This is a genomic window from Brevibacterium casei CIP 102111, from assembly GCF_900169275.1.
In the GTDB taxonomy this organism is placed as follows: Bacteria; Actinomycetota; Actinomycetes; order Actinomycetales; family Brevibacteriaceae; genus Brevibacterium; species Brevibacterium casei.
On the sequence record NZ_FXZC01000003.1, the window covers coordinates 1 to 22,356 of the forward strand.

General features: G+C 68.2%; 23 protein-coding genes and 1 rRNA gene. 15 read left to right on the forward strand and 9 right to left on the reverse strand.

Annotated features, from left to right (window positions below; all coding sequences use genetic code 11):
- Positions 1-120: ribosomal RNA gene (locus BC102111_RS06920) — 16S ribosomal RNA — on the reverse strand; the annotation flags it as partial.
- A gap of 540 nt (positions 121-660) precedes the next feature.
- The gene (locus tag BC102111_RS06925; RefSeq protein WP_101623903.1) at positions 661-1,353 is read right to left on the reverse strand and encodes an SOS response-associated peptidase; all 693 of its coding nucleotides are present in this window, start codon (positions 1,351-1,353) and stop codon (positions 661-663) included.
- Positions 1,354-1,387: 34 nt separating this feature from the next.
- On the opposite strand from BC102111_RS06925, the gene BC102111_RS06930 reads away from it, so the two are divergent.
- From BC102111_RS06930 to BC102111_RS06950, 5 genes are all read left to right on the forward strand, one after another.
- A complete protein-coding gene (locus BC102111_RS06930) occupies positions 1,388-1,903 on the forward strand; it encodes a MarR family winged helix-turn-helix transcriptional regulator (RefSeq protein ID WP_040342047.1) in 516 nt (171 codons plus the stop codon).
- A gap of 151 nt (positions 1,904-2,054) precedes the next feature.
- On the forward strand, positions 2,055-3,221 hold the full coding sequence (locus BC102111_RS06935; protein ID WP_095376850.1) for an acyl-CoA dehydrogenase family protein: 1,167 nt from the start codon (positions 2,055-2,057) through the stop codon (positions 3,219-3,221).
- Position 3,222: 1 nt separating this feature from the next.
- On the forward strand, positions 3,223-4,272 hold the full coding sequence (locus BC102111_RS06940; RefSeq protein WP_095376851.1) for an enoyl-CoA hydratase/isomerase family protein: 1,050 nt from the start codon (positions 3,223-3,225) through the stop codon (positions 4,270-4,272).
- The gene (locus tag BC102111_RS06945) at positions 4,269-5,045 is read left to right on the forward strand and encodes an enoyl-CoA hydratase (protein ID WP_095376852.1); all 777 of its coding nucleotides are present in this window, start codon (positions 4,269-4,271) and stop codon (positions 5,043-5,045) included. Before BC102111_RS06940 ends, BC102111_RS06945 begins: the two co-directional genes overlap by 4 nt.
- Positions 5,046-5,213: 168 nt before the next feature.
- Positions 5,214-6,230 carry an NAD(P)H-dependent flavin oxidoreductase gene (locus BC102111_RS06950; RefSeq protein ID WP_197907838.1) on the forward strand — a complete coding sequence of 339 codons (1,017 nt, stop codon included), beginning with the start codon at positions 5,214-5,216 and terminating at the stop codon, positions 6,228-6,230.
- A gap of 15 nt (positions 6,231-6,245) precedes the next feature.
- Here BC102111_RS06950 and BC102111_RS06955 read toward each other — a convergent pair whose 3' ends face one another.
- Positions 6,246-7,001 carry an ArsR/SmtB family transcription factor gene (locus BC102111_RS06955; protein WP_101623904.1) on the reverse strand — a complete coding sequence of 252 codons (756 nt, stop codon included), beginning with the start codon at positions 6,999-7,001 and terminating at the stop codon, positions 6,246-6,248.
- Between the two features lie 64 nt (positions 7,002-7,065).
- On the opposite strand from BC102111_RS06955, the gene BC102111_RS06960 reads away from it, so the two are divergent.
- Positions 7,066-8,022 (forward strand): DMT family transporter, encoded by a 957-nt coding sequence (locus tag BC102111_RS06960; RefSeq protein ID WP_101623905.1) that lies wholly within the window; start codon positions 7,066-7,068, stop codon positions 8,020-8,022.
- Here the strand turns inward: BC102111_RS06960 and BC102111_RS06965 are convergent.
- Entirely contained in the window at positions 8,006-9,055 is a 1,050-nt protein-coding gene (locus tag BC102111_RS06965; RefSeq protein ID WP_009379290.1) for an App1 family protein phosphatidate phosphatase, read from the reverse strand. The two genes, BC102111_RS06960 and BC102111_RS06965, sit on opposite strands and share 17 nt — an antisense overlap.
- 79 nt (positions 9,056-9,134) lie before the next feature.
- Positions 9,135-10,133, reverse strand: a complete 999-nt coding sequence (gene trpS, locus BC102111_RS06970) for a tryptophan--tRNA ligase (protein WP_009379289.1) — start codon at positions 10,131-10,133, stop codon at positions 9,135-9,137.
- 245 nt (positions 10,134-10,378) lie between these two features.
- On the opposite strand from trpS, the gene BC102111_RS06975 reads away from it, so the two are divergent.
- From BC102111_RS06975 to BC102111_RS06990, 4 genes are all read left to right on the forward strand, one after another.
- On the forward strand, positions 10,379-12,601 hold the full coding sequence (locus BC102111_RS06975) for a carbon starvation CstA family protein (protein WP_101623906.1): 2,223 nt from the start codon (positions 10,379-10,381) through the stop codon (positions 12,599-12,601).
- Positions 12,598-12,840 (forward strand): CstA-like transporter-associated (seleno)protein, encoded by a 243-nt coding sequence (locus BC102111_RS06980; RefSeq protein ID WP_009379286.1) that lies wholly within the window; start codon positions 12,598-12,600, stop codon positions 12,838-12,840. The genes BC102111_RS06975 and BC102111_RS06980 overlap by 4 nt, the downstream gene beginning before the upstream one ends.
- Before the next feature lie 112 nt (positions 12,841-12,952).
- The gene (locus BC102111_RS06985) at positions 12,953-13,330 is read left to right on the forward strand and encodes a DMT family transporter (RefSeq protein ID WP_063249831.1); all 378 of its coding nucleotides are present in this window, start codon (positions 12,953-12,955) and stop codon (positions 13,328-13,330) included.
- A complete protein-coding gene (locus BC102111_RS06990; RefSeq protein WP_101623907.1) occupies positions 13,327-13,665 on the forward strand; it encodes a DMT family transporter in 339 nt (112 codons plus the stop codon). The genes BC102111_RS06985 and BC102111_RS06990 overlap by 4 nt, the downstream gene beginning before the upstream one ends.
- A 64-nt stretch (positions 13,666-13,729) precedes the next feature.
- Here BC102111_RS06990 and BC102111_RS06995 read toward each other — a convergent pair whose 3' ends face one another.
- Positions 13,730-14,542: an exodeoxyribonuclease III gene (locus BC102111_RS06995; protein WP_101623908.1), complete on the reverse strand. Its 813-nt coding sequence runs from the start codon at positions 14,540-14,542 to the stop codon at positions 13,730-13,732.
- Positions 14,543-14,626: 84 nt separating this feature from the next.
- On the opposite strand from BC102111_RS06995, the gene BC102111_RS07000 reads away from it, so the two are divergent.
- A complete protein-coding gene (locus BC102111_RS07000) occupies positions 14,627-15,112 on the forward strand; it encodes a GNAT family N-acetyltransferase (protein WP_009379278.1) in 486 nt (161 codons plus the stop codon).
- A gap of 81 nt (positions 15,113-15,193) precedes the next feature.
- Here the strand turns inward: BC102111_RS07000 and BC102111_RS07005 are convergent, their stop codons facing one another.
- Positions 15,194-15,859, reverse strand: coding sequence for a LysE family transporter (locus BC102111_RS07005; protein WP_180960588.1), 666 nt, complete (start codon positions 15,857-15,859; stop codon positions 15,194-15,196).
- A gap of 72 nt (positions 15,860-15,931) precedes the next feature.
- Here BC102111_RS07005 and BC102111_RS07010 point away from each other — a divergent pair, with 72 nt between their 5' ends.
- A complete protein-coding gene (locus BC102111_RS07010; protein WP_101623910.1) occupies positions 15,932-16,864 on the forward strand; it encodes a LysR family transcriptional regulator in 933 nt (310 codons plus the stop codon).
- A gap of 100 nt (positions 16,865-16,964) precedes the next feature.
- Here the strand turns inward: BC102111_RS07010 and BC102111_RS07015 are convergent, their stop codons facing one another.
- Positions 16,965-17,846 (reverse strand): bifunctional methylenetetrahydrofolate dehydrogenase/methenyltetrahydrofolate cyclohydrolase, encoded by an 882-nt coding sequence (locus BC102111_RS07015; RefSeq protein ID WP_101623911.1) that lies wholly within the window; start codon positions 17,844-17,846, stop codon positions 16,965-16,967.
- Complete coding sequence (gene glyA / locus BC102111_RS07020) at positions 17,846-19,120, reverse strand: serine hydroxymethyltransferase (protein WP_009379272.1); 1,275 nt, start codon at positions 19,118-19,120, stop codon at positions 17,846-17,848. Before glyA ends, BC102111_RS07015 begins: the two co-directional genes overlap by 1 nt.
- A gap of 159 nt (positions 19,121-19,279) precedes the next feature.
- On the opposite strand from glyA, the gene purU reads away from it, so the two are divergent.
- From purU to BC102111_RS07035, 3 genes are all read left to right on the forward strand, one after another.
- Positions 19,280-20,131 carry a formyltetrahydrofolate deformylase gene (purU, locus tag BC102111_RS07025; protein WP_101623912.1) on the forward strand — a complete coding sequence of 284 codons (852 nt, stop codon included), beginning with the start codon at positions 19,280-19,282 and terminating at the stop codon, positions 20,129-20,131.
- Between the two features lie 167 nt (positions 20,132-20,298).
- A complete protein-coding gene (locus BC102111_RS07030; protein WP_101623913.1) occupies positions 20,299-21,945 on the forward strand; it encodes a phenylacetate--CoA ligase family protein in 1,647 nt (548 codons plus the stop codon).
- Positions 21,932-22,354 carry a hypothetical protein gene (locus BC102111_RS07035; RefSeq protein WP_101623914.1) on the forward strand — a complete coding sequence of 141 codons (423 nt, stop codon included), beginning with the start codon at positions 21,932-21,934 and terminating at the stop codon, positions 22,352-22,354. The genes BC102111_RS07030 and BC102111_RS07035 overlap by 14 nt, the downstream gene beginning before the upstream one ends.
- The last annotated feature ends 2 nt before the right edge of the window (positions 22,355-22,356 follow it).

Below are 22,356 nucleotides of genomic sequence, written 5' to 3' on the forward strand. Positions count from 1 at the left end.
TGTTACTCACCCGTTCGCCACTCATCCACCCGGTGCAAGCACCAGGCTTCAGCGTTCGACTTGCATGTGTTAAGCACGCAGCCAGCGTTCGTCCTGAGCCAGGATCAAACTCTCCATAAAAAATTTACTTCTAGTGATCCCGGCAAGACAGTCACCCATCCACGGGGGTGGACGGTGACCCCACCATGAACCGAAACAGTCCATGGATTTTGGTTGTCTTACCAGAAAAAATTTCTGGCATCACATTGTTCAAACAAACACGCTATTGGATTCTCAAACCACAAACACACACCCACACCACACACGAATATTCGCGTGCTCGTTGGGGGCATCCACAGATTTCGCACTTTTCGCCTTGCGGCCCGCCGTACCAGCGGATGTCTACTCTACAGTGTCTTTCCGAACCGTGCAACTCGAAGTTCATCTTCGCGTCACTCGGATTCGTCATCGAACTGAAGCGTTCGCTGCCTCAGCAGCTCGATCTACTCTACACGAGTGCGATCCGCTCAGGCAAGGCCGAGAAGGGCCTTGCAGAGGTGATCTCGCTCACCGCGATCCCGGCGCCGGCCGCTGAGTGCCGGAACCCCGGCGAATTCATTCAGCTCCGCGCCTGCGTTCTCACGCCACCGGCGCGACGCCACCGATGCGACGGCAGCAGCCTCACGCCACCGGCGCGACGAGCTCGGGCGAGTCGTTACGGACGTTGCCGACGGCCCGGCCCACCTTGTGCCGCGTCACCGAGGCCGGGTCGACCTGGGAGAGGGTCGAGGCGAGCAGATCGGGAACCTCGCCGCTCGGCACCGCCGGGTCGATCCAGTCGTCGAGGTGCTCCCGGGAGAGGATCACGGGCATACGGTCGTGGACCTCGCGCAGGTGCCCGGCGGATTCCATCGTGAGGATCGAGGTGGAGACGAGCCACGCATCGTCCGGCTGCTTCCAGAACTCGAAGAGTCCGGCCATGAACAGCGGATCGGCTCCGGCCGCCGACATCATCCACGGCTGCTTGCCGTCCTCGGTGACCTCCCACTCGTAGTAGCCCGGGATGGGCAGCGCGCAGCGGCGGCGTTTGATCGCCTGGCGGAACATCGGCTTCTCGAGCACGGTCTCCGACCGCGCGTTGAAGGCCTTGAAGCCGATTCCCGGATCCTTCGCCCAACTGGGGACGAGACCCCAGTGAGCGGTCTCGAGGCGCCTCGTCACCTCCCCTTCGTCGTCGAGGCGTTCGACGACGATGGGGACGTCGGCTCCCGGAGGCACGTTGTAGCGCGGGGTGTAGTCATAGGAGACGACGTCGAGTCGCAGCTCGTCGGCGAGGTCCGCCGGATCCGAGGACAGATTGAGTCGACCGCACATGCGCCAATCCTCTCACTTCACTACACTGTCGACAATGGCGGCGGAGAAGAGCACAGCGTTGAGATTCGATCCCATCGAGGAGTCTCGGAAGCAGTGGCTCGCCCACGGGTGGGACGAGGCGACCGACGGAATGAACACCGTCATCTCGGTCATGCGCATCCATCAGCTCTTCCTCGCCATGGTCGACTCCGCGCTCAAGCCCTTCGCACTGACCTTCTCGCGGTACGAGGTCCTCACCCTCCTCTCCTTCACACGCGCGGGCACCCTGCCGATGTCGAAGATCTCCGCCCGGCTCCAGGTCCACGCGACGTCGACGACGAACTCCGTCGACCGGCTCGAGAAGGCCGGACTCGTCCGCCGCCGCAGCCACCCCGACGACCGCCGGACCACTCTCGTCGACCTCACCGAGGCCGGGCGGGAACTCGCCGCACGGGCCACCTCGGCGCTCAACGACGAGGTCTTCACGTCCCCGGCCTTCGCCGGCACCGACCTCGGCGAGCTCCTCCCCCACCTCGAAGCGCTGCGCACCAGCCTCGAACCCCGTCCCTGAACCGCGGGCACGGCAGACACCCGCTGCCACGGGACCGGACTCCCCCATTTAGTTGGACGTCCAAGTAAATCCTCCGTATCCTGGTGGAAACGGTGACCGCGGTCACCTCGGAACTGCGCGCTGAGCGCCCATTCGCCTTCCTGGAGGAACCATGTCCCGCAGCACTGCGACTGCCCTGCCGTTCGGACTCACCGAGGAGCAGCAGACCATCTCCGCGATGGTCCGCGACTTCGCCGACACCGAGATCGCCCCGCACGCCCTCGAATGGGACCAGCAGCACCACTTCCCCGTCGACGTCATCAAGCGCAGCGCCGACCTCGGCATGGGCGGCATCTACGTCCGTGAGGAGTCCGGCGGCACCGGGATGGGCAGGATGGACGCCGCCCTCATCTTCGAGGCGATGTCGACCGGCTGCCCCTCGGTGGCCGCCTACATCTCGATCCACAACATGGTCGCGTGGATGATCGACAAGTACGGCAACGAGGAGCAGAAGGAGAAATACCTGCTCCCGCTCGTCTCGATGGAGCACCTCGGCAGCTACTGCCTCACCGAGCCCAATGCCGGCTCCGATGCCGGGGCGCTGCGCACGACCGCCAGGGAGGACGGTGACCACTTCGTCCTCAACGGCGTCAAGCAGTTCATCTCCGGTGCCGGGTCGTCCGAGACCTACCTCGTCATGGCGCGCACCGGGCAGGAGGGGGCCCGCGGCATCTCCGCGTTCATCCTCGAGAAGGGCATGGAGGGACTGACCTTCGGTGCCAACGAGCAGAAGATGGGCTGGCGTGCGCAGCCGACCCGCCAGGTCATCATGGAGAACGTCCGGGTGCCGAAGGAGAACATGCTCGGAGAACCGGGGCAGGGCTTCAAGATCGCGATGTCCGGACTCGACGGCGGCCGACTCAACATCGGCGCGTGCTCGCTCGGCGGCGGACAGTCGGCATTGGAGAAGGCGATCGAGTACATGGGCGAGCGCCAGGCCTTCGGCACCGAACTCACCGGCTTCCAGGCCCTGCGCTTCGAGGTCGCCGAGATGCAGACGAAGCTCGAAGCCGCCCGGTCCCTGCTCTGGCGCGCCGCGAACGCCTACGACGCCGGGGATCCGAACACCTCACTGCTCTCGGCCATGGCCAAGCTCACCGCCACCGACTCCGGCTTCGATGTCGCCAATCGCGCCCTCCAGCTCCACGGCGGCTACGGGTATCTGACAGAGTATGGGATTGAGAAGCTGGTCCGTGACCTGCGGGTCCACCAGATTCTGGAAGGCACCAACGAGATCATGCGCGTGATCATCTCGCGCAAGAGCACAGGAGTGGGCTGATATGACGACACAGGCCTCGGCAGAGCCGAGCATCCTCACCTCGGACTCCGGCGGAGTCGGACGCATCGAACTCAACCGACCGAAGCTGATCAATGCGCTCAGCCTCGACATGGTCGCCGGCATCGACGATGCCCTGCGGGCCTGGTATGACGACGACGGCGTCGCGCTCGTCCTCGTCACCGGTCGCGGCGACCGCGGTCTGTGCGCCGGTGGGGACATCAAAGCCGTGTACACCGACATCGTCGCCGGCAGCGACGAGAACTCCCGGTTCTGGAACCGCGAATACCGGATGAATGCGGCCATCGCCGAATACCCGAAGCCCTACGTCGTCATCATGAACGGCATCACGATGGGCGGCGGCGTCGGGATCTCCGGGCACGGCTCCCACCGCATCGTCACCGATTCGACGAAGGTCGGCATGCCCGAGACCGGCATCGGCCTCTTCCCCGACGTCGGCGGCACGTACCTGCTCGCCCGCGCCCCCGGAGAGCTCGGCACCCACCTCGCGCTCACCGGCACCGCCGTCGGCCCCGGAGCGTCGATCGCGCTCGGGCTCGCCGACCACTACGTGCCCGAGGCCGACATCGCCGACCTCATCACCGACCTCGAGTCCGGCGGGGACGTCGAGACCGTCATCGCCCGGTATGCGGCCGAACCCCCGGAGAGCGAACTCGCCGAGGCGGCCGCCTGGATCGACGAATGCTACCGCGGCGATGACGCCGAGGCGATCGTCGCAGCCCTGGCCGCCCACGAGAGCCCCGACGCCCGCGCCGCCGCCGAGCTCATCCTCACCAAGGCCCCCACCTCGGTGAAGGTGACGCTGGCGGCCCTGCGGAAGGCGGCGACGATGACCCTGCCCGAGGTCCTCGAGCAGGACTACCGGACCGCCGTCGAGATGACCCGTCGCCCTGACCTCAGGGAGGGCATCCGCGCGCAGGTCATCGACAAGGACCGCAACCCCCAGTGGTCCCCGGCCACCCTCGCGGAGGTCGACGACGCCACCGTCGAGCAGATCCTCACCACCGAACAGGAAGCCAAGGTGTTCTCATGAGCGAATTCGCAACGATCCTCACCAGCGTCGACGACGGCGTCGCGACGATCACGATCGATCGGCCGAAGGCCCTCAACGCCCTCAATCTCCAGGTCCTCACCGACATCACGGATGCGGCCACGGCCTTCGACGCCGACGACTCCGTGCGCGCGATCATCATCACCGGCAGCGAGAAGGCCTTCGCCGCCGGCGCCGACATCAAGGAGATGGCCGACCTCGACTTCGCCACCGCGTACCGTGCCGACTGGTTCGCCGGCTGGGAGCGGCTGACGAGCGTCCGCAAGCCGATCATCACCGTTGTCGGCGGCTACGCGCTCGGCGGCGGCTGCGAACTCGCGATGATGGGCGACATCCTCATCGCCGCGACCACGGCGAAGTTCGGCCAGCCCGAGATCAACCTCGGCGTGCTCCCGGGCATGGGCGGCTCGCAGCGTCTCACCCGCGCCGTCGGCAAGGCCAAGGCCATGGACATGTGCCTGACGGGTCGGATGATGGACGCCGAGGAGGCCGAACGCTCCGGGCTCGTCGCCCGGGTCGTCGCACCCGAGGAGCTGTTGGCGACGGCGAACGAGATCGCTCGGACGATCGCCGGGAAGTCCCTCATCGCCTCGGCGATGGTCAAGGAGGCGATCGACGTCGCCTTCGAGACGACCCTCGAACAGGGTCTGCGCTATGAGCGTCGGCTCTTCCACTCGGCCCTGGCGACGAACGACCAGTCCGAGGGCATGGCCGCCTTCGTCGAGAAGCGCGACCCGAACTTCACGGACTCGTAGCCGCCGACGCTGACAGCGCGCGAGGCCGCAGGGCGCGGACGGGAGGCGATCCCGTCCGCGCCCTGCGTCGTCTCCCGGCCCGCGAAGAGCGCCCGGATGGTGGGCCCTCACCGCAACCTAACAATCGTTCAGTTAGAGTGGGGCTGTTCGCTCATCCAAGGAGGCATCGTGAACCTGTTCGAGACGCTCGACCTGCGCCTGCGACTTCCCGTCGTCGGCTCCCCGATGTTCATCGCATCGGGCCCCGAGCTCGTCACCGCCCAATGCCAGTCGGGCATCATCGGCGGATTCCCCACGCTCAATGCGCGCCCGGCGTCGATGCTCGCCGACTGGTTCGCCGAGATCACGGAATCGAATGCGAACTGGACCGCAGCGCACCCTGAGCGTCCGGCCGCCCCGTTCGCCGCGAACCTCATCGTCCACCGCTCGAACAACCGCCTCGAAGCGGACCTCGCCGAGGTGGTCCGCCATGAGGTGCCGATCGTCATCACCTCGCTCGGCGCCCGCGAGGAGGTCAACGAGGCCGTCCACTCCTACGGCGGGGTCGTCCTCCACGACGTCATCAACAACCGCTTCGCGCACAAGGCCGTCGAGAAGGGCGCCGACGGCATCATCGCCGTCGCCGCCGGTGCCGGCGGGCATGCCGGTGCGCTCTCCCCCTTCGCCCTCGTCCAGGAGATCCGCTCGTGGTTCGACGGACCGCTGCTGCTCTCCGGGGCGATTGCGCACGGCCAGTCGATCCTCGCAGCGCTCGCCGCCGGCGCGGACTTCGCCTACATCGGCTCCGCGTTCCTCTCCACCCACGAGGCCAACGTCGTCGACGAGTACCGGCAGATGATCGTCGACTCGGTCGCCGATGACGTCGTCTACTCGAACTACTTCACCGGGGTCAAAGGCAACTACCTGCGCGGATCGATCGTCGCCGCCGGCCTCGACCCCGACGCCCTGCCGGAGGCCGACCCGACGAAGATGGACTTCGGCACCGACCCGGAGTCGGGCACGAGCGCAAAGGCGTGGAAGGACATCTGGGGCTCGGGCCAGGGCATCGGCGCCCTCGGGTTGCAGTGCTCGACGGCCGACCTCGTCGATCGCCTCGTCGGCGAGTACGAGGCGGCCCAGGCGCAGCTGCAGACCCGCCTCGCCCGCACCCAGTCCGCACCGACGCAGGCGGCCGGCACCCTCTGAGGCAGGCTCACGGACTCACGCGCAGTCGATGCCGAGAGCCGAGAACCGTTCGACGCCCAGCGGGGTGATCTCCAACGATCGCCCCGCCGGGCGCCTGCGCACCAGCGCGAGGTCTTCGCACACGGTGAGCAGACGCCGCCCGAACCGGCCCGAGCAGTGGATCTCCCGCTGCGACCAGTCCATGCACGCTCCGATCCCCCGCCCGCGCCCGGGTGGGAGCTCGAGGCGGACGCCGAACATGTCCTCGAGCACGGCCTCGACCTCGTCGCCGAGGTGCAGGGGGCAGTCGGCACCGGTCACCCGGTCGGGATCGTCGGGGTCGACGTCGTCGCGGTCGATGCCGCCGCGTTCGACGAGGACGCCGAGGAGGTCGACGCCGAGGCGACCCGCGAGGTGGTCGTAGCACGTGCGTGCCCGTGACAGCGCCGCGAGCTCACGGTGGCTGCTCAGCGATGTCACCGCAGGAGGGGCGCAGAGCGCTCCGAGGTGCTCGATGACGACGGCGATGTCGGCCCGGACGCTCTCGGCGAGCTCGACATAGCGGTAGCGTCCGCTGCGCCGCACACTCACCCATCCGGCCTCCCGGAGCACGGAGAGGTGACCGGTCATCGTCTGCGCGCTCACGCCGCAGTAGCTCGCGAGATAGGACACCGGGGTGCGCGAGCGGTCGAGGAGGAGATCGAGGGCCTTCGCCCGGGTCGGGTCGGCGAGCAGCCGGGCGAGCTCCCAGAACGGCGGGACGACGACCGGGGCGGGAGCTGCGCTTCTCATGGTCGGAGTCTACGCCCAGGACACTTCGGCCGGCTCCGAAGTGTCCCGGACCTAGGCTTCGAGCATGCAGATCCTCGCCTCAGTGACCTTCGTCCTCATCTGGTCGACCGGCTTCATCGTCGCCCGAGGCATCGGCGATGCCCCGCAGACGTTTCTCTTCTGCCGCTTCCTCGGCGCCGCGCTCGTCCTCGGTCTCGTCTGCGTCGTCTGTCGCCACCTCGTCACCCGCTTTCCCCACCGTCTGCGACTGTGGAAGCCGGCGGCCGCTCTCGTCGGTGCCGAGACCGCGGAGCCGGGGTCAGGAGTGCGCACGGTGTGGACGCTCCTCCTCATCGGTGCGCTGCAGAACGGCGCGTACCTGTGCCTGTCGTACTTCGCCGTCGTCGACGGCTTTCCGGCCGGGATCATGGCTCTCGTCGGCGGCTGGCAGCCGGTGCTCACCCTCGTCGTCACCGCGCTCGTCGTGCGCAGGCGCCCTGATCAGGCCGTTCTGCTCGGCGTCGGGGTCTCGCTGGTCGGCATCGCCTTCGTCCTCGTGCCCGGTGTTCTCGGGACCGCGGGCCCGGTGCGGCCGATCCACATCGTCCTCGCCTTCACCGCGGTCACGTGCCTGTCCGCGGGCACGATCTGGCAGAAGCGCGTCGCCGCCCATCCTCTGCTGCCGACCCTGGCCTGGCAGTCCCTCGGAGCGGCAGGCGTCGCCTTCGTCGCGGCGATCCTCACCGACGAGCGGGGCGCTGACTTCGGCTGGCCCTTCCTCGCCGGACTCGTGTGGTCGGTGTTGGGCATCTCGATCCTCGCGATGCTCATCATGGTCCACCTCGTGCGCGTGCGCTCCGCGGCCTACGTCTCGGCTCTCGTCCTCGGCGCACCCCCGCTGGCCGCCCTCGAGGCGGCGCTGCTCTTCGGTGAGCGGCTGAGCTTCGTCCAGTGGACGGGCACCGTGCTCACCCTCGTCGGGGTCGGACTCGTCGTCCTCGTCCCCCAGGGCAGCCCGCCGGAGCTCAGACGGTCGAGATGATCCCCCGCTCGGTCAGGCGGGACGCGAGACCGGCGCCGTCGGGCGCATAGATCCACGGCACGCCCTGGCCGCGGCCGTGGCGCTTCGAGCGACCGCCCGCCCACACGGCCTCGCCGACGGTGAGCTGGCGGATCGCGACGGCCGCGACGTTGTTCGGGTGGTTCTCGACGAACTCGCCGTAGATCTCTTCGTCGTTCTGCCCGTCGTCGCCGATGAGCAGCCACTTCATCCACGGGAAGTCCCGGGCGAGGCGTTCGAGCGTGTTGCGCTTGTGCTCCTTGCCCGAGCGGAACACGCGCGTCGTCGTCGGCCCCCAGTCGGTGAGCAGGAGCGGCCCGATGGGATAGAGGTTGCGGGAGAGGAAACGTTTGAGCGTCGTCGCCGAGTTCCACGCCCCCGTCGAGAGGTAGAGGATCGGGGTGTTGGGGCGCATATAGGTGATCCGGTCGTAGAGGACCGACATGCCCGCCACGGGTGAGCGGGCGTGCTCGCTGAGGACGAAGGTGTTCCAGGCGGCGAGGAACGGCCTCGGCAGCGAGGTGACCATGACGGTGTCGTCGATGTCGGAGATGATCCCGAACGTCGAGTCCTCCCCGATGATCCGCACCGCCGCGGAGTCGACGAGTGAGCCGTCGGTCCACAGCTCGATCTCCGTCTCCCCCGGGGTGAAATTGCCGGGGATGACCGTGTCGATGATCCCGCCGCGGTCGGAGGTGACCATGTGCTCTTCGTCGTTGATGCGCACCCACGCCGTGTCGTTGGGCAGCGGCACGCTGACGAACGACCGCCAGCCGCGCACGCTCGCCTGCGCGTCGGCCGACGGATGGCCGTCCGGGGTGAGGACGAGTCGGGCGAGGACCCGCACCCAGTCGGTGCCCCCGTACGTGTCGTAGGCGAGCACGGTGCGCTGGTAGTTCTGATCGGTCGCCCGATTCTGGATCCAGCGGTTGAACCGGTCCTCGAGCCGGGCTGCGGTGTGGAGCATGTCGGGTGTGAGGTTGAGCGGTCCCTCGTCGGGCTTCTTCTTGGCCACGGGTGATCCTCCGGCTCGCTGTCGTCAGGGTGTGGTCAGTGCTCTCTGCGACCGCCGGCGCCGATGCGCCGAGGTCGGATCAGATGAAACCGACCTTGTCATAGACTTCGCGCAGTGTCACCTCGGCGATGGCATTCGCCTTCTCCGCTCCGGCGTCGAGGAGGCGCTGCAGCTGGGCCCGGTCCGCGAGGAGCTCGGTGGTGCGCTCGCGCATCGGGGCGAGCGCCTCGACCGCCACCTCGGCGAGGTCGACCTTGAGGTGGCCGTACATCTTCCCCTCGTAGTCGGCGACGATGTCGGCGACGGGGCGACCGGTGAGCGAGGAGTAGATCGTGAGCAGGTTGGACACGCCGGGTTTGGCCTCGGGGTCGAAGCGGATCTCCGTCTCGTCGTCGGTGACGGCGGACTTGATCTTCTTCGTCAGGGCCTTCGGCTCGTCGAGGAGGTCGATGCGCCCGAGCGGGGACGGCAGCGACTTCGACATCTTCGCCTCCGGGTTCTGGAGATCGTAGATCTTCGCCGTCGCCTTGAGGATCTGCGCCTCGGGCACGACGAAGGTCTGCCCGAAGCGGTGATTGAAGCGCTCGGCGAGGTTGCGGGTGAGTTCGAGGTGCTGACGCTGGTCCTCCCCGACGGGCACCATCTGCGGGTTGTAGAGGAGGATGTCGGCGGCCATGAGCGCCGGATACGTGAGCAGGCCGAGGGAGACATGGCCCTGCTTGGCGGACTTGTCCTTGAACTGCGTCATCCGCGTCGCCTCGCCCATCGAGGTCGTGCACTCGAGCACCCAGCTCAGCCGGGGGTGCGCGGGAACCTGGGACTGGACGAAGATCGTCGACTTCTCCGGGTCGAGGCCGGCGGCGATGAACTGCGCCGCAGTGGTCAGGGTCCGCTCACGCAGTTCGGCGGGATCCTGCTCGACGGTGATCGCGTGCATGTTCGCGATGAAGTAGAAGGCGTCGTGGGACTCCTGGTGGGTGACGAACTGCTGCAGGGCTCCGATGTAGTTGCCGAGATGGAGGGAATCCGAGGTGGCCTGGATGCCCGAGACCGTGCGGGGCAGTGAAGGTGTCGTCATGCCTCTATGATGCCTCTGACCTGCTCACCCCCGCCAATCGCGGGCGTGTGTGCGGCCCGTTCCCCACCGCGTCCGTCCCCTCGCCGAGGCGGGGGTGAGATCCGGACCACACCTGCGAGTACACTGGCGATGAAGGACACATGATTCGCCAAGGCGACTCTCAGGATCGGGTTCGCACCCGCTGCCTGTGACGACGCTGATCGACTCGTGACCGGAAGTGCCCCAAGCTCAATGAGGAGGACCGAGTGTCGGTTGAATACGTCAAGACGGAGGAGAGCCTGCCTCCTGTCGCGGTGGTCGAAAGGCCCCGGTGGACTCCGGCGAAGATCGTGCTGTGGGTGGCCATCGCGCTCATCGCCGGTGCCGGGTGGACGATGGTCGCCTTCGTCCGCGGCGAGGAGATGTCGGCGAGCTGGTTCGTCGCCGCCGCGGTCGGCAGCTACCTCATCGCGTTCCGCTTCTACGCGAAGTTCATCGAATGGAAGATCGCCCGTCCCGACCCCAGGCGGGCCACGCCCGCTGAGCTCAACGACAACGGCCGCGACTTCGCTCCCACCGACCGCCGGGTCCTCTTCGGCCATCACTTCGCTGCGATCTCGGGTGCCGGACCGCTCGTGGGCCCGATCCTCGCCGCGCAGATGGGCTACCTGCCGGGCACCCTGTGGATCATCCTCGGCGTCATCGTCGCCGGCGGCGTCCAGGACTACCTCGTCCTCTTCTTCTCGATGCGACGCAACGGACGCTCGTTGGGTCAGATGACCCGCGACGAGCTCGGCCGCACCGGCGGCATCATCGCCTCGATCGGGATCATCCTCATCATGGTCATCCTCATCGCGGTCCTCGGCGTCGTCATCATCAATGCGCTCGCCGAGAGCCCGTGGGGCGTGTTCTCCATCGCCATGACGATCCCGATCGCGGTCTTCATGGGCGTCTACATGCGCTACCTGCGACCGGGCAAGGTCGTCGAGACCTCGGTCATCGGCATCGTCCTCCTCGTCGCGGCGATCGTCGCCGGCGGGTGGGTCAACAGCTCCCCGTACTGGTCGGAGGTCTTCCTCCTCGACAAGGTCACCCTCGCATGGTGCCTGATGATCTACGGCTTCCTCGCCGCAGTCCTGCCCGTGTGGGTCCTGCTCGCCCCGCGCGACTACCTCTCGACGTTCATGAAGATCGGCACGATCGTGCTGCTGGCCGTCGGCATCCTCATCGTCAACCCGACCGTGCAGATGCCCGCGTTCACGGAGTTCGCGTTCAACACCGCGGGCCCGGCCTTCGCCGGCGCCCTCTTCCCGTTCCTCTTCATCACGATCGCCTGCGGTGCCCTCTCCGGATTCCACGCGCTCATCTCCTCGGGCACGACCCCGAAGCTCATCGAGAAGGAGTCGCAGGCCCGGCTCATCGGCTACGGCGGCATGCTCATGGAGTCCTTCGTCGCGATCATGGCGCTCGTCGCAGCGATCTGCCTCGACAAGGGCCTCTACTTCGCGATGAACGCCGCCGAACCGCTCACCGGCGGCACCGTCCAGGGCGCGGCCGACTTCATCAACAACTCGCTCGGCATGTCCGGGGTCGAGACGACCCCGGAGTACCTCCAGCAGGCGGCCACCGATGTCGGTGAGGAGAGCATCGTCTCCCGCACCGGCGGTGCCCCGACGCTGGCGATGGGCATGGCGCACATCCTCCACAACGTCTTCGGCGGACCGGCGTGGATGTCGTTCTGGTACCACTTCGCTGTGATGTTCGAAGCGCTCTTCATCCTCACGACGATCGATGCCGGCACCCGCGTCGCCCGCTTCATGCTCAGCGATGCGCTCGGCAACTTCGCCAAGCGCTTCCGGGATCCCTCGTGGACGCCCGGCGCCTGGCTGACGACGGCGATCATGGTCGGCGCGTGGGGATCGATCCTCCTCATGGGCGTGACCGATCCGCTCGGCGGCATCAACACCCTCTTCCCGCTCTTCGGCATCTCGAACCAGCTGCTTGCCGCGATCGCGCTCGCCGTGATCTTCGCGATCGTGTGCAAGATGGGTCTGGCCCGGTATGCGTGGATCCCGGGGATCCCGCTCGCATGGGATCTCGTGGTGACGATGACGGCCTCGTGGCAGAAGATCTTCTCCTCGGACCCGAAGCTCGGCTACTGGGCCCAGCACTTCACCTACCGTGACGCACTCGCGGCCGGGGAGACCTCGGTCGGAGCCACGCAGGGGGTCGAGGCGATGAACGCGGTCGTGCGCAACACCTTCGTCCAGGGCACGCTCTCGATCGTCTTCGCCCTCCTTGTCGCCATGGTCGTCGTCATGGCGCTGTGGAAGTCGATCGAAGCCATCCGCAAGGGCTCGATGCCCACGAGTGAGGAGCCCTTCACGCAGTCGAAGCTCTTCGCCCCCGCCGGGCTCATCGCCCGCCGGGCCGAGCGCGAGGTCCAGGCGCAGTGGGAGGAACGATCGGGCACGGAGCCACGGCCATGACCGACACGCAGACCCATCCGCTCACCCGCCTCGTCAGGGACCCGTGGGGGTCGCTGCGCCGAGGCGGGGCCTGGCTGCTGTGGTATCTCAAGGAGATCATGGGCGAGAACGCCTACATCCACTACCTCGAGTCCTACGAGCGCCGGCACGGCACCCGGGAGGGAGCGATGGGTGAGCGCGAGTTCTGGCGCGACGTCACCGACGAGCAGGACCGCAACCCGAAGGCCCGCTGCTGCTGAGTCGTCCCCGCGGCTGAGACGACTTCGGCCGCGGGGACAGGGCTCTGTCACAGCAGAGCTCTGCCGCTGAGACGGATTGTCGTCGGCTCCTCCCATCGTCGAAGATGGAGGCATGCGGACGTGGCTGTTTCTTGCGGGGGCGATCCTCGCCGAGGTGACGGGGACGCTGTCGATGAAGGCCGCCCTCGAGCACCCCGCCCTCTATGTCCTCATGGCGCTGGGATACGCGTGCGCGTTCGTCTTCCTCAGCCTCACGCTGCGGTCGGGGATGCCCTTGGGCATCGCCTACGGGATCTGGGGCGCGGCCGGGGTCGCGCTCACCGCCGCCGCCTCGGCGGGCCTCTTCGGGGAGCCGATCACCCCGGTCATGGGCATCGGCATCGTCTGCATCATGGCCGGGGTCGTCCTCGTCGAGGTCGGCCACCGCGGTGAGGAGAAGCCGGCGTCGGCGCGCATCGACCTGCCGCCTCGGCGAGGGGAGGACGCATGATCGTCGGCTGGATCCTCCTCATCGGCGCGATCCTCCTCGAGGTCGCGGCGACGATCTGCCTGCGCATGGCCTCGGTCGGCGGATCGAGGGCATGGTACGCGGGTGTGGCAGGCGGCTACATCGTCTCCTTCAGCCTGCTCAGCCTCACCCTGCGCACCGGGTTCCCGCTCGGGGTCGCCTACGGGATCTGGGCGGCCACGGGCGTCGCCCTCACCGCCCTCGCGGGTCGGGTCCTCTTCCGGGAGCGGCTGACCCGGGTGATGATCGCCGGCATCGCCCTCATCATCGTCGGCGTCCTCCTCATCGAGGTCGGCTCGCAGATCACCCTCTCCTGAACCTCCGTGCCCGGACCGGCCGCCCCGACCCTGCCGCGCGGCGCCCGGCTCGGGCGGGGCGGCCTCAGGCCGGAGCGGGAATCTCGTAGTCGATGACGAGCGGGGCGTGATCGGACCAGCGCTCGCCCCAGCTGTTCGCCCGGTCGACACTTGCTCCCCTGGCCGTTGCCGCGAGCCCCGGGGTCGCCATGTGGTAGTCGATGCGCCATCCCGCGTCGTTGTCGAAGGCCTGGCCGCGCATCGACCACCACGTGTAGGGGCCGTCGATGTCGCCGGCCAGCTGCCGGTGGACGTCGACGTAGCCGACCTCGCCGAAGAACCGGTCGAAGTAGGCCCGCTCCTCGGGCAGGAATCCGGCCTTCTTCCGGTTCGCCTTCCAGTTCTTCAGGTCCCGTTCGGTGTGGCAGACGTTGAGGTCGCCGGTGACGAGAACATGGTCGGAGGCGGCAGCGAGCTCGGGAAGGCGCTCGGTCATCCGGTCGAGGAACCGGTACTTGTCGTCCTGCTTCGGGGTGCCAGCCTCACCCGAGTGGACGTAGGCGGAGACGAGGGTGAGCACGGTGTCGTCGCCGAGGCGGAAGTCCGTCTCGAGCCACCGCCCGGCTCGGTCGAAGTAGCCGTCGGAGCCGATGCCCTCCCGCGTGGCGAGGGGTTCGGCCTTCGCCATCACGGCGACTCCGGCACGGCCCTTGGCCTCGGCGTCATGGCTGATCGTCGTGTACCCCGCACCTTCGAGGACGCCGAGGGCGATGTCGTTGGCGGCACGGACCTCCTGGAGGGTGATGAGGTCGGGGGCGGAGGCATCGACCCAGGTGGGCATCCCCTTTCGCCATGCTGCGCGGACACCGTTGACGTTGACTGAGGCAATGCGGATCATTCCTCTATGATGGCAGAGCGAAGTACTCTTCCGCGCACCGGCGTTATAGAGTGAGAGCACGAACGAACCACCTGAGGAGGGGCAATGGCTGATGAGAGATTCGATCCGGAAGAGCTGAGCATCAGTCCGCTCGATGAGGTCGACGCCCGCGAGATGCGCGAGTTCCTCCTCAGTGCGCAGGAGAACTTCTGGGGAGACCGCGACCTGCGGGCCGACCACGACGCGTACTGGTTCCGCCAGTTCGTCGCCTCCGGCCTCGTCGCCCGCTACCGCTCGGAGATCGTCGGCTACCTGCTCGGTGAGATCCCCGCCAGAGGGCCTGCCTACATCCACCTCGTCGCCGCCCGGTCGGACTTCCGCCACCTGGGCATCGGCCGTGAGCTCTACCGCGCGTTCTTCGACCACGTGCGCCAGTTCGGCGGCGATACGGTGCAGGCGACGACGGATCCCGAGCAGACCGGAGCGATCTCGTTCCACTCGTCGATGGGCTTCAGCGGCGAACTCGTCGAGGACTACGCGGGCCCCGGCAACCCGCGCGTCTTCTTCGAGCTCAAGCTCAACCAGGACTGAGGCGCCTCCCCCGGAGCGCCGCACGCGGCCCGGTCATCTCCAACGAGGTGACCGGGCCGTCGTCGTCCGCGCTCTCACCGCTCACCCCGAGGCGAGCAGCCGCAGCGCCAGACCGGCGATGACCGCTGCGGAGACCATCGCAGTGATCCGCCGGCCGGATCCGGAGAGGAGCGCCTTCCCCGCACTGCGGCCGATGAGCACAAGCACGCAGTGCCACGAAGCAGAGGCGAGGATGATGCCGGTCAGGAGCGCGACGGCCTCGGATGCGGTGCCCGCGCTCAGCAGCCCCCCGGAGACGACCACCGAGACGAAGTAGAGCAGCGGCCACGGGTTGAGCGAGGTGAGGGAGAAGAAGAGGAGCGCTTCACGCCAGGCGCGCCCGGGCGCGGTCCGAGGCGGTTGTCCGTCGCCGCACTTCGGTTCACCACCGGCGGTTCCGCGTTCGGGATCCGCCGGGTCGCGGGTGAGACCGTCGATCGCGATGCGGGCGGCCAGGACGAGGAGGACACCGGCACCGGCGACGGTGACCGCCGACTGCCATGGTGCGATGAGGCGGGCGGCGGCCGCGCCGCCGAGCAGCGCCGCCACGGCGTAGAGCGCATCCGCGGCCACGGCCCCGAGGACCGCCGCGAGTCCCTGCCGCAGCGTCGCGGACGCGCTGCGGTGGATGAGGAGGACGGCGACGGCACCGACGGGGATCGCCAGTCCGTAGCCGGCCCAGAGTCCGAGTCCGAATGCCTGCCACATACGGCCACGATGGCTCATCCGAACCGTTCGCGTCTATCGAAGATTTCGCCATTCATTGTGTAGTGTTTCACCATGATCGATCCGCGCCTGCGCACTCTCCGAGCCGTCCGCGAGGTCGGGACCGTCACGGGAGCCGCGGCCGCCCTCCATGTCACCCCGTCGACGGTGTCCCAGCATCTCAAGCAGCTCTCCCGCCTCGTCGGTGCCGAACTCGTCGAACCCGTCGGACGGAATGTCCGTCTCACAGAGGCGGCGGAGATCGTCCTCTCCCATGCCTCGGCGCTCGACGCCGAATGGGAGCGAACGCTCGCGGACCTCGCGACCCTGCGCGCGGACGAGGGCGCTCGTCTGCGCATCTCCGGGATCGCCTCGGCGATCGTCTCCCTCATCTGTCCCGCCGTCGACCGCCTTCGCAACCTCGACCCGCGGATCGCAGTGGAGATCCGCGAGGACGCGATCGGGGACCGGTTCCGGATGCTCGCGGACGCGGAGACCGACATCGTCGTCGCCGTCGCCGGCTCTCACCGTGTCGGGGCCGCAGAGGATCGGGGAGGCGAAGCGCACGATCTCCTCGTCGACCCGCTCGACATCCTCGTCGGGGAGGCCCACCCGCTTGCCGACGCGATTTCCGTCGGCCTCTCCGATCTGGCCGACGAGACCTGGATCGGGGCCGGCGATATCCGCGACCAGCAGGTGGTGTTCGCCGACCTCTGCGCTCAGGCGGGCTTTCGCCCGCGCGTGCGCCACGACGCGCTCGACTGGTCGGCGGTCGCCGCGCTCGTCGGTCACGGCCACGGCATCGCCTTGTTCCCGCGCACCGCTTCCCTGCCGGCCGGTGCCGCCGTCTCGAGGATCCCGGTGACGTGGCCCGACTCCCCGTCCATTCCCCATCGGCTGCTGCGCGCCCACGTCCGCCCCGGCAGCGCCGACCATCCCGTCATCGCCGCGGGACTCGACGCCCTGCGGGAGCAGGGCAGGGTCCTCGCAGGCCCGACTCCGGACTGAGCAGAGACAGCGAACGGCCCGGCCGCCTCACGAGAGGCGGCCGGGCCGTCTGCAGTTCCCCGGAACAATCCGGGCCGTTCTGCGTCGTCGGCTCAGCGTGTCACTGGGCGGAGCGCTGCGCGGTGTCGACGACGTTCTTGAGCAGCAGGGCACGGGTCATCGGACCGACCCCACCGGGGTTGGGCGAGACCCAGGCGGCCACCTCGGCGACGCCGGGATCGACGTCACCGACGATCTTCGACTTCCCCGTCTCCGGGTCCTCCTCACGGGAGACCCCGACGTCGAGGACGATCGCACCGGGCTTGACGTCCTCGGGCCGGACGATGCGCGGGGCACCGGCGGCGGCGACGATGACGTCGGCCTGCTTGAGCAGCTCGGGGAGGTTCCGGGTGCCCGTGTGGGTGAGCGTGACCGTCGCGTTGTACTCCCGGCGGGTGAGCAGCGAGCCGATCGACCGGCCGACGGTGACCCCGCGGCCGATGACGACGACGTGCTTGCCGTCGAGCTCGATGCCGTTGCGGACCATGAGCTCGATGACCCCGCGCGGGGTGCACGGCAGGGGTGTGGTGATCGGGCGGCCCACGTTGAGCATGAGCCGACCGAGGTTCGTCGGGTGGAGTCCGTCGGCGTCCTTGGCCGGGTCGATGCGCTCGAGGATCGCATCGGTGTCGATGTGGTCGGGAAGCGGCAGCTGCACGATGTAGCCGGTGCACGCCTCGTTGGCGTTGAGCTCGTCGATGACCTCTTCGAGCTCCTCCTGCGTCACCGAGGCGGGCAGGTCGCGACGGATCGACTCGATGCCGACCTCCGCGCAGTCGCGGTGCTTGCCGGCGACGTACCACTTCGATCCCGGATCGTCGCCGACGAGGACCGTCCCGAGACCGGGGACGATCCCCCGCGAAGCGAGCTGACCGACCTGCGCCCGCATCTCGTCCTTCATCTGCGCGGCGACGGCCTTGCCGTCGAGGATCTGCGCGGCCATCAGTACTGCTCCAGACCTTCGTAGAGCGGGAAGTCGTCGCTGAGCCGCTTCACCCGGGCGGCGAGCGCCTCGACGTCGGCACCGGGCTTGAGCGCCTCGGCGATGACGTCGGCGACCTCGGTGAACTCGGCGTCGCCGAATCCGCGGGTCGCCAGCGCCGGGGTACCGATGCGCAGACCCGAGGTGACCATGGGCGGGCGCGGGTCGAAGGGCACGGCATTGCGGTTGACGGTGATGCCGACCTCGTGGAGGAGGTCCTCGGCCTGCTGCCCGTCGAGGGCGGAGTTGCGCAGGTCGACGAGGACGAGGTGGACGTCGGTGCCGCCGGTGAGCACGGTCGCCCCCGCCTCGGCGACATCGGCCTCGAGGAGACGGTCGGCGAGGATCTGCGCGCCGCGCAGGGTCCGCTCCTGACGGTCCTTGAACTCTTCGGTCGCCGCGAGCTTGAACGCCACGGCCTTCGCCGCGACCACATGCATGAGCGGACCGCCCTGCTGGCCGGGGAAGACCGCGGAGTTGAGCTTCTTCGCGTACTCCTCCTTGCCGAGGATGAAGCCCGACCGGGGGCCGCCGATCGTCTTGTGCACCGTCGAGGAGACGACATCGGCGAACGGGACGGGGTTGGGGTGGAGGCCTGCGGCGACGAGCCCGGCGAAGTGGGCCATGTCGACCCAGAGCTTCGCACCGACCTCGTCGGCGATGTCGCGGAAGGCCTGGAAGTCGAGCTGGCGCGGGTAGGCGGACCAGCCGGCGACGATGACCTCGGGACGGTGTTCGAGGGCGCGCTCACGCACCTTGTCCATGTCGATGCGGTACGTGTCGGGGTCGACCTCGTAGGAGGCGACGTCGTAGAGGCGGCCGGAGAAGTTGATCTTCATGCCGTGGGTGAGGTGGCCGCCGTGGGCGAGCGAGAGGCCGAGCATCTTGTCGCCCTGGCGGGCGAGCGCATGCATGACCGCGGCATTGGCCGAGGCACCCGAGTGCGGCTGGACGTTGGCGTACTCGGCGCCGAAGAGGCTCTTGGCCCGGTCGATCGCCAGGTTCTCGGCGATGTCGACGAACTCGCAGCCGCCGTAGTAGCGCTTGCCCGGGTACCCTTCCGCGTACTTGTTCGTCAGCACCGAGCCCTGGGCTTCGAGGACCGCGCGGGGAACGAAGTTCTCCGAGGCGATCATCTCGAGCGTCGAACGCTGCCTGCCCAACTCGAGGTCGAGGACTTCGGCGATCTGCGGGTCGATGTCTGCAAGCGAAGCCTGCAGCGAGGTGTCGGACATATGCACTCCTGTGGCGTCGAGGACTGGCGGCACGGATCCGGCCCGCGCGCGTTCCGAGGCAATGCTAACAGCGTTGCCCCCGCCCGGCTCAGGCCGACCGCCTGCCGGATCCCGGACACGTGAGCGGCCGGCAGGGTCGGCGACGATAGGATTCCGGGCATGAGCCGTGAATGGATACTGTCAGTGACCTGCCCCGATGCGACCGGAATCGTCCACGCCGTGACCGGGGTGCTCGCCGGAATCGGAGCGAACATCACCGAATCCCAGCAGTTCTCCTCCCCCGACTCGCACCAGTTCTTCCTCCGCCTCTCCTTCTCCACACCGACCCCGGTCACCGCCGCAGACCTCGAAGGCTCGCTGTCCGAGGTGGCTGACCGTTTCGCGATGGAGATCGGCCTGCAGCCGGGTGAGAAGCGCACCCGCACCCTCGTCCTCGTCTCGAAGGCCGCACACTGCCTCAACACGCTGCTCTTCCAGCAGAGCGCGGGCCGCCTGCCCATCGACATCGTCGGGGTGGCCGGGAACCACGACGTGCTCCGTCCGCTCGCGGAGTTCCACGGCCACGACTTCCACCACATCCCCATCTCCCCGGAGACGAAGGAGAGCGCCGAGGCGGAGCTGCGTCGCCTCGTCACCGACCTCGACGTCGAACTCATCGTCCTCGCCCGGTACATGCAGATCCTCTCCCCCGACCTCTGCGCGGCCCTCGAAGGCCGCGTCATCAACATCCACCACTCCTTCCTCCCGAGCTTCAAAGGCGCCCGGCCCTACCATCAGGCCCACGCCCGGGGAGTGAAGATCATCGGGGCGACCGCCCACTACGTCACCTCCGACCTCGACGAGGGATCGATCATCGAACAGGACGTCGCCCGTGTCGACCACGACCACGACACCGCCGACTTCATCACGCAGGGGCAGGACGTCGAGGCCGCCGTCCTCGCCCGCGCCGTGCGCTGGCATGCCGAGGGGCGCGTCCTCATGGACGGTCACCGCACGGTCGTCTTCGACTGAGCGGAACGAGGCCCCACCTCGGCGGGGAACGGGGGGCCCGCCTCGGCGGGATGCGGGGGCGTGCGCCTCGGCGGGATCCGCACCCCCGCCTCGGCGACGTGGTGCGGAACTGACACAAATCCCTCCGAGCCGGCCCGCGCGGGCCCGGGCTGGGCTACTGTCACTGTATGAGTGAGACTCAGCCCACAGGCCTGCGCCGCCTGCCGATCCCGCGCGGACCCGTCAACCTCGCCCGGCAGGCCCTGCTGCGGACCGCGAACCTCGGGCTGACGGCCGCGTACGGGACGTACCGGATGCACCCGGCGATATGGCGCTTCACCGCCCGGCACTATTCGCCGAAGCTCGAACCCTTCGCCCGGCTCAACGCGTGGATGATCTGCCAGCAGGCCTCCCTCGACGTCCCCGCCTACCAGGACTACCTCGCGCGCACCGGCTTCGCCTTCTCATGGTGGGACCTCGAGGCCTACACCCCGACGTCGAAGGACGCCTTCGTCCGGAAGTACTCTGAGGAGCACCGGTGCTGGGGCGGGAGGATCGAGCGGGTGGGCACGGTCGTCGACGAGTCCTCGGGCTCCTCGGGCACACCGTTCAACTGGATGCGCTCGAAGCGCGAACTCGACACCGTGCACAAGAACGTCGCCGGGTACTTGACGATGCTCTTCGGGGACAAGGACCTCTTCTGCATCAACGCGTTCTCGATGGGCGCGTGGGCGACGGGGACGAACACGGGTCTGGCGATGGCGAAGGTCGCGATGGTCAAGAACACCGGGCCCGACCTCGAGAAGATCCTCGACACGATGCGTCACTTCGGGCCCGACCACACGTACCTCATCAGCGCCTATCCTCCGTTCCTCAAGCATCTCGTCGACCGGATGGACTCCGAGCCCGGCGTCTGGGACGGCTACCGGATGAGCGGCTTCGTCGGCGGTGAGGCGATGACCGAGGGGCTGCGCGACTACCTCGAACAGCGCTTCGACCGGGTCTACTCCGGCTACGGGGCCTCCGACCTGACGATCGGCATGGCCGGGGAGTCCGACCTCTCCGTCGTCATCCGCAGGGCGCTCGCCCACGACCTCGACTTCCGCGCCGCGGTGCTCGGACCCGACGAGTCCCGTGTGCCCATGGTCTTCCAGTACAACCCGCTCGAGACCTACCTCGAGACGACCGAGGACGGGGAGCTCGTCGCGACGATCAACTCTGCGTCGGTGATGAGTCCCAGGCTGCGCTACAACATCGGCGACGAGGCGAGACTCATCGACTTCCCGACGATGGTCGAACTCACCCGCCGACACCCCGACCTCGCTCGCGCATGCTCGCAGGCGTTCGCCGGCAACGGGATGAAGCTGCCGTTCGTCCTCCTCTTCGGCCGCTCGGACTCGACGATCTCGTACATGGGCGCGAACATCTACCCCCTCGACATCGAGAACGGCCTCTACCGGGACAACCCCCGCGCCCACCTCATCGAGTCCTTCCGGATCGAGCTGCGCGAACTCGCCGACCACGAGCACCGCCCGGCTCTGCACATCCAGCTGCGCGAGACCGCTCCGGCGCTTGCCGCCGGTGAGCGAGCCGAACTCGCCGAGACGATCCGGACCGGCGTCCTCGGCCACCTCGCCTCGGTCTCCCGGGACTTCGCGCAGAGTATGAAGGAGGACCCGACGACCGCGGAGCTCGAGATCGAAATCCACGACTTCAGCACCGGCCCCTTCGCCGAGGCGTCGACGAAGATCAAGAACGTCTACCTCCAGAAGCAGCCTGCGGCGTTCGCGTCCGCACCCGCAACTCAGTCAGGGGAGAACAATGCGATCGATTGACTTCTCACAGGCCCCGCCGCAGGCCCGAGCCGGGGCGTACTTCCTCGGCGCCAACCGGTACCGCAGCCCGCTCGTCATGCTCGGCCAGCTCCGGCGCTGGCCGAAGCTCGCGAAGGCGCTGAGGCGGGCACCGGGCTACCTCTGGCATCGCAGCTACTACGAGTTCCCCGACCGCATCGGCCTCTTCGTCGCCTTCGCGACCCGAGACGACCTCCTGCGGTTCGCGCGCACCCCCGAACACGTCGAGATCATGCACTGGCTCATCGGCGACGGTGAGAAGTCGCCGGCCCGCGGCGGCTTCATCCGCCTCCTTGAGGCCGAGGAGTGGGGCTACACGAACGGCGAGTTCCGCGCCGAGGACGGCCGCCTCGCCATGATCGACTCCTTCACCCCGATCTCCGAGGAGTGAGC